The 10,974-nt window shown below is 50.3% G+C and carries 8 protein-coding genes; 4 read left to right on the top strand and 4 right to left on the bottom strand.

Annotated features, from left to right (window positions below):
• Positions 1 to 314: 314 nt before the first annotated feature.
• From HQ41_RS00645 to queF, 4 genes are read right to left on the bottom strand one after another with little or no spacing between them, the layout of a single operon-like run.
• The gene (locus tag HQ41_RS00645) at positions 315 to 947 is read right to left on the bottom strand and encodes a polysaccharide deacetylase family protein (RefSeq protein ID WP_044186515.1); all 633 of its coding nucleotides are present in this window, start codon (positions 945 to 947) and stop codon (positions 315 to 317) included.
• A complete protein-coding gene (locus HQ41_RS00640) occupies positions 944 to 4,264 on the bottom strand; it encodes a DUF2723 domain-containing protein (protein WP_044186513.1) in 3,321 nt (1,106 codons plus the stop codon). Before HQ41_RS00640 ends, HQ41_RS00645 begins: the two co-directional genes overlap by 4 nt.
• A gap of 20 nt (positions 4,265 to 4,284) precedes the next feature.
• Entirely contained in the window at positions 4,285 to 5,166 is an 882-nt protein-coding gene (locus HQ41_RS00635) for a diacylglycerol kinase family protein (RefSeq protein WP_044186510.1), read from the bottom strand.
• Positions 5,163 to 5,633 (bottom strand): preQ(1) synthase, encoded by a 471-nt coding sequence (queF, locus tag HQ41_RS00630; protein ID WP_044186507.1) that lies wholly within the window; start codon positions 5,631 to 5,633, stop codon positions 5,163 to 5,165. The genes HQ41_RS00635 and queF overlap by 4 nt, the downstream gene beginning before the upstream one ends.
• A gap of 888 nt (positions 5,634 to 6,521) precedes the next feature.
• Here queF and HQ41_RS00625 point away from each other — a divergent pair.
• The 4 genes from HQ41_RS00625 to HQ41_RS09195 all read left to right on the top strand — a co-directional run bounded on the left by HQ41_RS00625 (position 6,522) and on the right by HQ41_RS09195 (position 10,913).
• Positions 6,522 to 7,349: an enoyl-ACP reductase gene (locus tag HQ41_RS00625; protein WP_044186504.1), complete on the top strand. Its 828-nt coding sequence runs from the start codon at positions 6,522 to 6,524 to the stop codon at positions 7,347 to 7,349.
• Positions 7,350 to 7,524: 175 nt separating this feature from the next.
• Positions 7,525 to 8,562: a lipopolysaccharide kinase InaA family protein gene (locus HQ41_RS00620; protein WP_052405194.1), complete on the top strand. Its 1,038-nt coding sequence runs from the start codon at positions 7,525 to 7,527 to the stop codon at positions 8,560 to 8,562.
• Complete coding sequence (locus HQ41_RS00615) at positions 8,559 to 9,701, top strand: glycosyltransferase family 1 protein (RefSeq protein ID WP_044186500.1); 1,143 nt, start codon at positions 8,559 to 8,561, stop codon at positions 9,699 to 9,701. Before HQ41_RS00620 ends, HQ41_RS00615 begins: the two co-directional genes overlap by 4 nt.
• 21 nt (positions 9,702 to 9,722) lie before the next feature.
• Entirely contained in the window at positions 9,723 to 10,913 is a 1,191-nt protein-coding gene (locus HQ41_RS09195; protein ID WP_052405193.1) for a glycosyltransferase, read from the top strand.
• Positions 10,914 to 10,974 lie beyond the last annotated feature (61 nt).

Raw genomic sequence — 10,974 nt, 5'->3', positions numbered from 1 at the left:
TAGGCAGGTTAGACTGCACAAGGTCAAACTACAGGTTGAGGGTAACTATGTACTGCTTGCCGAGTTGATTGATGGTGCCGCTCCCAATCCGTTCAATGTCAAGGGACAAAGGATTGACGATCTAATGGGACTGAAATCCTATCCAGCCAAGAAGTAAGCTCCACTAGATTGTGTGTATTTCATAGCTCTATCTCGAGCCGCTAAGGTTTTTTTGAGAGAAACAGAACCGCCTGCGTAGCATCTTCGCTACGCAGGCGGTTCTGTTTAGTGGAGTGTACGGTCGAGGATTAGGGTACTCTCTGCTCCCCTCTGCTCTATGGAGCGTCCCCGATACGTAGGAAGTGATAGCCCTCGTCTTTGAGCCACTGCACAGCTCGAGGCATCGCAATCTTCATATTGCGCTCTGCCTTGATAGAGTCGTGAAAGACGATGATAGAGCCGTTGCGTGCATAGCGCTGTACCAGACCGAAGACTTCGTCGGGGTGTAGCTTGGAGTTGTAGTCACGTGTCAAGACGTCCCACATGATGATCTCGAAGCTGTGGCTTAGCTCTCGCACTTGAGATAGACGCAGGTGTCCGTAGGGAGGGCGAAAGTAGCGTGACTGAATGAGCTCATGAGCTTGGTAGACATCTTGCATATACCGCTTCGTGGGGCAAGTAAGCCCTTTGAGGTGGTGATAGGAGTGGTTCGCTACCTGATGACCACGGCTGATGATGTCTTGGAATAGCTCGGGATATTTGCGCACATTGTCCGCAACGCAGAAGAAAGTTGCCTTCACTCCTAGCTCGTCGAGGGTGTCCAGTACCCAAGGAGTTACCTCAGGTACTGGCCCATCATCGAAAGTTAGATAGATACTTTTCCCTCTGATTGCAGGGATTCGCCAGCGTGCGCCCGGGAAAAATGCTCGGTACCACAGAGGTACTCGGCAGAGTAGACGTTCGATCACTGGGCAGGTTGGCTTGTAGGTTGCTCTTTGGTTGGTTCGCCTGCTGCTCTCTCTGGCGCTAGATAGCGGCTGTAGAGTAGCAGCTTCTCCTGATGCATATCTAGCACTGTGCTACCGTGGCTACGGGCGATCTGGTAGGTCATCAGTGCTGTGTCGAAGTTGTTGTGCATCTCACCATCGTTGTAAGCACGCTTTAGGTTGCTTTCGCTCAGACGGAAGCACCAGTCAAGCGTACGCATTGCACTCGAGCAGATCTCCGAAGCCACTTGATCAGCCTCTGTATGCATACCAGCCTCGTAGAGTGCTTGGGCAAAACGAATGCTGAAGTAGTCGTAAGGCACTACCTCTGGGCGGATAACCTCTAGGCAGCGGCGGAGCACTTCTTGAGCTCTTGCCTTATCGCCTTTTTTGAGTAGCGCCTTAGCCAGCGGAACGAATACATTGGAGCGCATACCAACCATCATGTTACGTCCTGTATCGTCGAGATATACATTTGGATTGTCGGCTCCGCCCCAGCGGAACTTAGTCATCACATTCGTGTACATCTGCTCAAGGCGTAGTGGCTCAACCTCGCCACGGATACTATCGGTCGTCAGGTCGAGTGGTAGGAGTTGGTAGGTCATACCTGTCTGTACGTGATAGTTCGGCATGTTGCTGAAGGCATTGCGAGGCGATGTGATGCACCAATATATTGGTCGCTTCCACTCGTTTTCTTGTAGCATGTCGAGCAGCACTAGTCCGCCACGGTCTAGATATTGTTTGCCTGCCAGAGAAATCGGCATATTGGGTACGACGCACTTGGCAAGCTCAGGGTTCTCTCGCTCTAGGCTTTGGGCTACGGTAGCGGAGTCTACTGGGAGCATGACAAATTGCGTTGGGAAGATTGCCTCTGTTTCTTTGGGAGTACCTGTCGTTAGCTTGAGGGCGTCCTCTAGGAGCATCGGACGCTTCTCATCTGCCACGTACGCCAATTCTTTGAAGTAGTAGAAGTCGGGCTTCATATACTTCATCGGAACAGGTTTGCCCTCATAGGTCGCACGGCGCATCTGGTCGATGTACCAGTCCCCGCCCAAGTAGCTAAGGTTCATCGTGCGTACATCGGTGCGTACGCCTTCTACGTCTTGTGCATACCAAAGAGGGAAGGTGTCATTATCTCCGTAGCAGACGAGCAGAGCATTCGGCTCGCAACTCTCGAGATAGTTGATGCCCATATCTCGTGCTATGGTACGTCCAGAGCGATCGTGGTCGTCCCAGTTTTGGCTCGCCATCTGTATGGGTACAATCAGAGCGATGGCAGTAGCGGTGATGGCACTAGCAGTATCTGATAACCTAGCTCGGGCGATTAGGCGCCACAGACCCGCTACTCCGAATCCAATCCAGATAGCGAAAGCATAGAACGAACCTGCATAAGCATAGTCTCGTTCGCGTGGTTGCCCGGGAGTTTGGTTCAGATAGAGTAAGATTGCCAGACCTGTCATGAAGAATAATAGGAAGGTTATCCAGAAGCTGTAGTGCCCGATGTTGTCGTATTCGTCCTCAGTGCCGAGTGTTTTGTCCCCACGTTTGCGTAGGCGGCGGCGACTCACTTGGTAGAACATACCCAGTAGCCCGAGCACTAGAGGCATTGCGTAGTACACGTTATATCCTTTGTTTTTGGCCATAGAGTCGGGCATATTATCTTGCGAACCGACAAGGAAGTTGTCAATGAACGAAATCCCCGTAACGGCATTCCCCTTCATCAGACCACCATCGCCAAGCAGGTCGTTTTGACGTCCTGCGAAGTTCCACAAGAAGTATCGCCAGTACATATAGTTTACTTGGTAGGTAAAGAAATAACGTAGGTTATCGCCAAACGTTGGCTGGCTCATGTCGTTGGGGTTGCGTCCCATCCAGATGTTGTAGCTCTGCGCTCGGCTACGATCGTGTACACGAGGGAAGAACATTTTTTGGTCGTCTGGATACTCGGCCTCTGGCTGATCGTAGAGCTTGACGTAGCGGTCGGGATCGTTGGGCGATGCCTTGGGAGCCTTCCCGATAACCTCTTTGCCGGGGTTAATGCGTACTGCTCGAGAGGCGAAGCTAGGCCCATAGAGTAGAGGAGCAGCTCCGTACTGCTCACGAGCTAGATAGTAGCGGAGTGAGAAAGCATTGTTGGGTGCATTCTCATTCATTGGTGTATCTGCTATGGCACGTACGAGGATTACGCCATAAGATGAGAAGCCAATAGCTATGGCTAGCAAGCTCATCTGCATCGTATGTACGAGCCTTGGCTGTAGCTTGCTGAACTTAAAGAGATACACCCCGAGGGCAATGCTCAAGACGATACCCAAGAGCATACCACTGCCGAGGAAGGGGATGCCCATAATCAAGATAGAGGCAAATATCGCAGCTTTGAGGCGTATATCGACCGATGAACCACTCGTATAGACACGGTGCGCCTCGTAGACAGACCATGAGAGGATAGCCAATACGAGGGCTAGATAGAAATAAAGACCCGTATTGAAGCTCGTGCCCAGCGTATTGACGAAGAAGTAGTCGAAGCGTCCTGCCATTTTGGGCACGCCCTGCACGATGCCATACATCATCACGACGATTAACACGAAAGACACCAACACAGAGGCAATCATGCCCTTGATACTTGGTCGATCGGCCTTGTGGTAGTAGTAGATGAGTGCCATAGCCGGTAGGCAGAGCAGGTTCAGGAGGTGTACCCCAATGCTCAGCCCCATGAGGTAGGCTATGAGGATAATCCACCTATCTGACCTCTCGGCATCGCTGCGCTCCTCCCACTTAAACATCAACCAGAAGACAACAGCTGTGAATAGAGAGCTAAAGGCATAAACCTCTGCCTCCACAGCGCTATACCAAAACGTGTCTGAGAATGTATATACTAGAGAGCCGACCAATGCACTGCCGAAGATCGCAATCCCCTGTGAGAGGCTGATGCTCTGAGCCGAAGGGTCGTTTGGGCTAGCAGAGAGGCGGAAGTGTGGGTTAATCACTCGACGAAGCATGTGCGTGATCGTCCAGAAAAGGAAAAGGATCGTTAGCCCACTGATGACTGCACTGGTGGCATTGGTATAGAGCGCCACCTGCGTCGCATCTGGCGCTAGGTGAGAGATGACATTATATACAAGCATGTAGAAGGGAGCACCCGGCGGGTGCCCTACTTCTAGGCGATAGTCACAGGCGATAAACTCGGCGCAGTCCCACAGGCTCGCCGTCGGGCCAATAGTCATTAGGTAGACTGTCGTCGCAATCACGAAGACTAGCCACCCGAGGACATTGTTGATGAGGTTAAATCGTTTCCAATTCATTTCTTATGGTAGTGCTATTTTTATTCTTTGGGGGCAATAACGTGTATTGCCGCAGGCAGCATCTCTAGCTCTATGCGCTTGTCGAATTTGAGCGGCTCCCCATCTAGGTGAACTACGCCGTCGGCTTCTCGCTCGATCACGGCGCGCTTGATCTGGTATGAGCTCTGGTGAGCATTCTCCTCCATACGCTTGCTGAATAGCTGCATCGTGATCTGTGCCAGCTCCAGCACTGGGAAGGGTTTGAGAATTACGAGATCAAACTTGCCGTCTGTCATACTCGCTTTGGGAGCGATGTAGGCGTTGTTGCCATACTGATTGGCGTTGGCTGCTGCGATGACGAAGGCCTCTGTTTGGATGGGTTCGTGCTCGTCCATCTGCACCCGATAGATGCTAGGCTTGTAGTTGATGTACTTTTCAATAGAGGTTTTGGCATAGGATAGGAAGCCTCTGAACGGAACCTCCGCAAATGCCGCACTTACCTCAGCATCGAAGCCCATGCCGAAAGTACAGAAGAAGGGCTTACCATTAGCTAGACAGCAGTCTATCGTGATGCTCTCGCCAGAGGTGAGCGTTTCGATTGCTTTCTTCTCGCTCATCGGTAGTCCTAGTGCCCTTGCCAGTCCATTGCCCGAGCCTTTGGGTATGATCCCGAGTGTTGTAGGGCTATGTAGTAGGGCTTGGGCTATCTCATTGATGGTGCCATCGCCCCCGATAGCTATAACGTACTCGAACCCGTCTTCAACAGCTCTCTTGGCTAGGTCGTAGGCGTGGCCTGCTGCCTTAGTATAGCTGATGTATAGCTGTATATCTGTCTCTTGATAGGCCTCGGCCAGTCGTCCCGGCAGGTTGTTTTTGGAGGCTGTACCAGAGATAGGGTTGATGATAGCTAGTGCACGTTTCATTTGACTGGATAGTTGGCGAGTCGCTGCTCGGCTAGCGCCTCGTATTTAGTTCCCGGACGACCATAGTTGCAGTAAGGAAGGATGCTGATGCCGCCTCGAGGAGTGAAGTCGCCAAGCACCTCAATGTAGCGAGGATCCATGAGCTTGATCAGATCCTGCATGATGATATTGACGCAGTCTTCGTGAAAAGCACCATGGCTACGGAAGGAGAATAGGTACAGCTTGAGACTCTTGCTCTCCACCATACGTACATCGGGGATATAGTTGATGTATATGGTAGCGAAGTCTGGTTGTGCCGTGATAGGGCATAGACTAGTGAACTCAGGACAATGAAATCTAACCCAATAGTCTGTGCCTTGGTGTTTGTTGGTAAAGGCCTCGAGGCACTCGGGGGCATAGTCCTGCTTATATTCTGTGCTACTGCCTAGGAGCTTGAGCTCGTTCTCTCCATCTCTAATACTTGCCATATATCGTTTGTTTTTATTTGTTATGCTTTTTAGCTTCTTGTTCGCCAAGACTGCAGGGCTAGCTCATAGCAAGAAAAAACCCACCAAGATCTTACTCTGTCGAACTCACAAAGATAGCGTTTTTCCTCTCATACTTGCCTTTGGGAGTGTGCGTGTAGATATTATACCTAATGCCCAATGTGATGCTTATTGAGGGCTTATGCTCTAGCACAGATCAGCCTCATATACTTGTGGCGTAACTGATCTCAATCTACAAGTCATTTGTGGTCAGTCTGATTGACTGCACGTTAGGCTAGAGTTGAGAGGCGAATATAAAAACAGCAACATATCTTAACAAAATAGGAGTACAATCGTAGTAGCTTTTGCCTCGTAAGGGTAGAGGAGGGTAGACCTCGTATTTGCCCCCTAGCGGCTTCTAGGTTGCACTCTACCTCTTTGGGGAGCTTACTCCCAGCCGCATGAAAACACCCGTCTTAAAGAGGCTGATTGTAATGCGTTGATATCCTTTTGGATAAGTTGTTTTTGCTGGCGATCCGGTGTTTCTGTGCCATTGTGTAGAGATTTTCTACCCATCAATTTGTTGGGATTGGTGGACACATCGCAACAAGTTAGTCCTACAATCGGACAAAATTAGTCCTTCATTTTTGGGGTAAATCTCATCAGTCTTTATGAATAGTGCCTGTGTTATCTCAACTTTAAGGCTAATTCATTTACATACTTTAACCGAAAAGGTGATGAATAGACCTCTCCAGTGATTGTCAGTAGGTCTGAAAAAACTTAGTGGGTATTGGGGGGACGCACAAAAGTTGTACCTTTGTGCATATAGAAGCCGAACAGGCTGACCATTAAAGTAGAACTAACTAACCACTAACAAAGAATATAAGGATTATGAGCTATAATCTATTGAAGGGTAAGAAGGGTATCATCTTCGGCGCCCTAAACGAACAGTCGATTGCTTGGCGTGTAGCTGAGCGTGCAGTAGAGGAGGGGGCAGAAGTTATCCTGACCAACACTGCCGTTGCCGTACGTATGGGACAGCTCAATGAGCTTGGTGAGAAGCTCGGAGCTAAGGTCGTGCCAGCCGATGCAACTAGCCTAGAGGATCTAGAGCTCGTCTTCAAGACTGCTATGGATACCTTCGGTGGGCCAGTAGACTTCGTCCTACACTCTATCGGTATGAGCCCCAACGTGCGTAAGGGTCGTAGCTACGATGATCTAGACTATAAGCTACTCTCTACGACGCTTGATATCTCTGCTATTTCTTTTCACAAGATGCTCCAGACAGCCAAGAAGCTTGATGCAATCGCGCAAGGTGGCTCGGTGGTGGCACTGACCTACATTGCTGCTCAGCGCATTTTCCTCGGTTATGGCGATATGGCCGATGCCAAGAGCTTGCTAGAGTCCATCGCTCGTAGCTTCGGCTACTACTATGGTCGTGAGAAGGGTGTGCGCATCAATACCGTATCTCAGTCACCAACGATGACTACGGCAGGTAGCGGTGTTAAGGGTATGGTTGATCTGCTGCACTTCGCCGAGGATATCTCTCCTCTAGGCAATGCCGATGCCGACGACTGTGCCGACTACTGTATCTCTCTATTTAGTGATCTGACACGTAAGATCACGATGCAGAACCTATTCAATGACGGTGGCTTCAGCTCTATGGCTATGAGCTATGAGGCTATGGAAGCCTATGCCAAGGGGCGCGAAGAGAAGTAAGCCTCTCTTGTAGATCCTACTAGACAAACATCTCGATGAGGGTTGTACCTGCCTTTGGGCTTGGTGCAATCCTCATCTCTGCGTTCGTAGCTCTGTGGGGCAGAGTGTGTGCAGCCATGGCAGCTCGGGCAGTAGGGGACGAGCACTAGAGATAAATGGTTATATTTGTACTAATATGAACGATCGAGTCATTTATCGAGCTATTGATGGGGTGGCACAGCGTCGGCTCTGTGAGCTGATTGAGGTGGCAGAAGCTTTTCGCTCTGGCGTATCTCTGCCCACAGGCTGGCAGTGTACACCTATATACGAGGGGCGCAACATGCTCTATCGCCTACAATATGGCTCGGAGCCTGCCTATGTCCTCAAGTGTTTTGGGCGTGTGTCCTTGCCACGTCGCATCTATTACAGCTACTTGGGAGTAAGCAAGGCTAAGCGCTCTTATCTGCACGCCTTGCAGCTCGATTTCCTATCAGGGGCTACAGCTCGCCCTCTAGGCTATGCCGAGCAGCGTGACACTTGGGGGCTTCTCGGGCGGAGCTACTATGCATCGGCTTGGGTCGATGCTACGGAGTATGATATTCATGCTCATGCTAGAGGGCTTACTGCACCGATGGGCTTCGTAGAGTCCCTAGGCCGCTTCATTGCCAATCTGCATATAGCAGGCATTGTACATCGAGATCTCTCGCCGGGCAATGTGCTGTATCGTAGAGATGAGAGGGGAGAGTATCAATTCTATTTGGTCGATGTCAATCGTATGGCTTTTCGCTCCCGTCCACTCTCTCTGGCCGAAGCCGCTAAGAACCTCTCTCGGCTGGCTAGCAATAGGTCGTTTCTAGTAGCGCTGGCCACAGTATATGCTCGAGAGCGAGGTTGGGAGCAGCTGACTACTACGAGCGCACTACTTGAGGCTTATGAGAGGTTTTGGCTGGCCCGTCTACCCAAAATGGCTGCTAGATACGCCCGACGAGTCTATGGTATAGGGTTAGTGGATTTTGCCCGTCGCTACCTTGGCTACCTCTCTAGGCGTACCATAGCAACTCTTTTGGCTAAGGGGAGCCGTAGGCGTGGTATACTAGAGGCGGATGCTGAGCGTTTCTATCTAGAGTACTTGTCGTACGAAGATATCAGCCATACTCTGCGGCGTAGGTACGGTTATTCGTATCGGTTACTCAGACCTCATCAATCCCAATCGACACAATCAGGTTTGTCATGAACATAGCTTTTGATGCCAAGCGCATCACCAACAATCTTACAGGCCTAGGCAACTACAGCCGCTACATCGTAGGTGCTCTAGCGGAGTACTACCCCGAGAGCAACTATTTGCTCTGCTCGCCGAGTTTAGGCAATCCACATCTATACGATACTTTGCTGCAGAACCGCTCTGTGAGCCTGCACACCCCAGAGAGTGGTGTGGGCAAGATGCTCGGAGCATGGTGGCGCAACTATGGACTCAAGTCCATGCTCCTGAAAGAGGAGGTTGATATCTACCACGGACTGAGCAATGAGCTACCTTTGGGCTTGTATAGAGAGAAGCGCATTGGTACGGTAGTGACGATACATGACTTGGCTTTTATTCGTCACCCTGAGTTCTATAAACCGATTGATCGTGCACTATATCGCCGTAAGTATGGAGCCTCTGCTAGGGCGGCAGACCATGTGATCGCTGTGAGCGAGTTCACACGTAGAGATATTGTAGACGTTTTTGGGGTAGAGCCAGAGAGGGTGTCTGTGATCTATCAGGGCTGTTCGCCGCGCTTTGCTCAGATGAAACCGGAGGAGATTGCTTTCGCCAGAGGGCACTATCAGCTGCCAGAGCGCTATATCCTTTTTGTGGGTAGCATCGAGGAACGCAAAAATCTCAAACTGGTTGTTCAGGCTCTTTCGCTCTTGATTGATAAAAATATTCACCTAATAGCTGTAGGTAAGCGCACTCCCTACTGCGATGTCGTCATGGCCGAGGCTCGCAAGCGTGGAGTCGCTGCTCGCGTTCGTCTGATGCATGCTATCCCTAGCGAGCATCTCCCCGGGATCTATGGTGGAGCCGAGGTCTTTGTGTATCCCTCCCGTTTCGAGGGCTTCGGCATACCGCTTATAGAAGCGCTCAATGCGGGTGTTCCCGTCATAGGCGCTACGGGGAGCTGTCTGGAGGAGGCAGGAGGTCCCAATAGTCTGTACACAGATCCCGACGACCCCGATATGCTAGCCGAGCAGATATTCTCGGTTATTGATGATAGACGCTTAGCCGAGCGTATGAGGCATGAGGGGCGTATCTATGCACAAAGGTTTAACCCTAAACAGATCGTCCGTGAGCTACGCACTGTGTACGAGAATGTATTGCTTACGCATGACTAATTAGTAGAAGTTTGCATCAAGATGATTCATTACATAAAGCGAGTAGGATTTCTACATCATCACTTGCATCTCGGCGGAGCCGAGCAAGTGTCTTATAATACGGCTGAGCTCTTTGCCTCGTGGGGTATTCACTCTACATTCATTGCTCTAACCCACGAGCCAAAGGAATTTATGCCTCCCTCGGGAGATCTTGATGATATTTGGCTACTCCCAGAGGACTGTGACTTGCTCGATCGGGTATGTATCGAGGGGCTTATTGAGTGCATCAAGACTTGTCAGCTAGATATTTTGTTCGTTTGTAGCTCTAGCCCTAGTGTGCCCCTAGGTGTACGTGAGGCCACCGGTTGTAGGCTAGTTTTTTGGTCCCATGTGCAGCCATTCTGGGAGTACACCCATTTGCTAGAGCGTAAGAAGCTCAGGAGGCACAAGTCTATACTCAAATGGCTAGAGTGGCAGACAATCGGACGTCTGAAGTATCAGATCTTATCGAAATTTAAGGCGGAAAATAGGCGAATCAATCTAGAGCAAATTAAGTTCTATGACCGCTTTATTGTGCTTTGCCCTGAGTATAAGGAGCAGTTTGTTAAAGTGCTGGATTTGGATAGAGTGACAGCTGACAAAATCATACCTATATATAATACGATTGACTTGGTCCCCAATCCGCCGTTGGGCAAGGCCAAGGAGATTGTATTCGTAGGGCGTCTAGATCCCCTTCAGAAGCGTGTGGATCGTTTGTTGGAGGTTTGGAGTAAGATGCAATATCAGCTCCCCGATTGGGAGCTCAAGATATATGGCAATGGCCAAGATTTGGAGCATCTACAGCGTATGGCGCAGGCACTCAAACTCGAGCGACTGCATTTCTGTGGGTATATTAGCGACACTAGCTCAGTTTATCAGACAGCCTCTATTCTTTGTTTGACCTCGACGTTTGAGGGTTGGCCAATGGTTATGGCCGAGGCTATTAATTATGGTGTGGTGCCGCTCGTTTTCGATTGCTGTGCTGGTATGCAAGGTATCTTGGGGGCAAACGACAGTTGTGGGGTACGTATTCGGCCGTTTGATATAGGACAGTATGCCCATACTTTGGTCGCTCTGTGTAGAGATGAGGGTCGGTTGGAGCGTATGCGTTTGGCTGCATTAGAGCGACGTAGGCTTTTCACGCGAGAGGTCAACGATGAACGTTGGGCTAGGCTCCTGCAGGACCTATCCTAGCAGAGGTTTGCTTGAGCAGGATTTGCCTAAGCAGTACCCAATCATCCGATTTATAAGGACT

Source organism: Porphyromonas sp. COT-290 OH860, from assembly GCF_000768935.1.
Lineage (GTDB): Bacteria > Bacteroidota > Bacteroidia > Bacteroidales > Porphyromonadaceae > Porphyromonas.
This window is presented reverse-complemented; position numbering and strand designations above follow the sequence as displayed.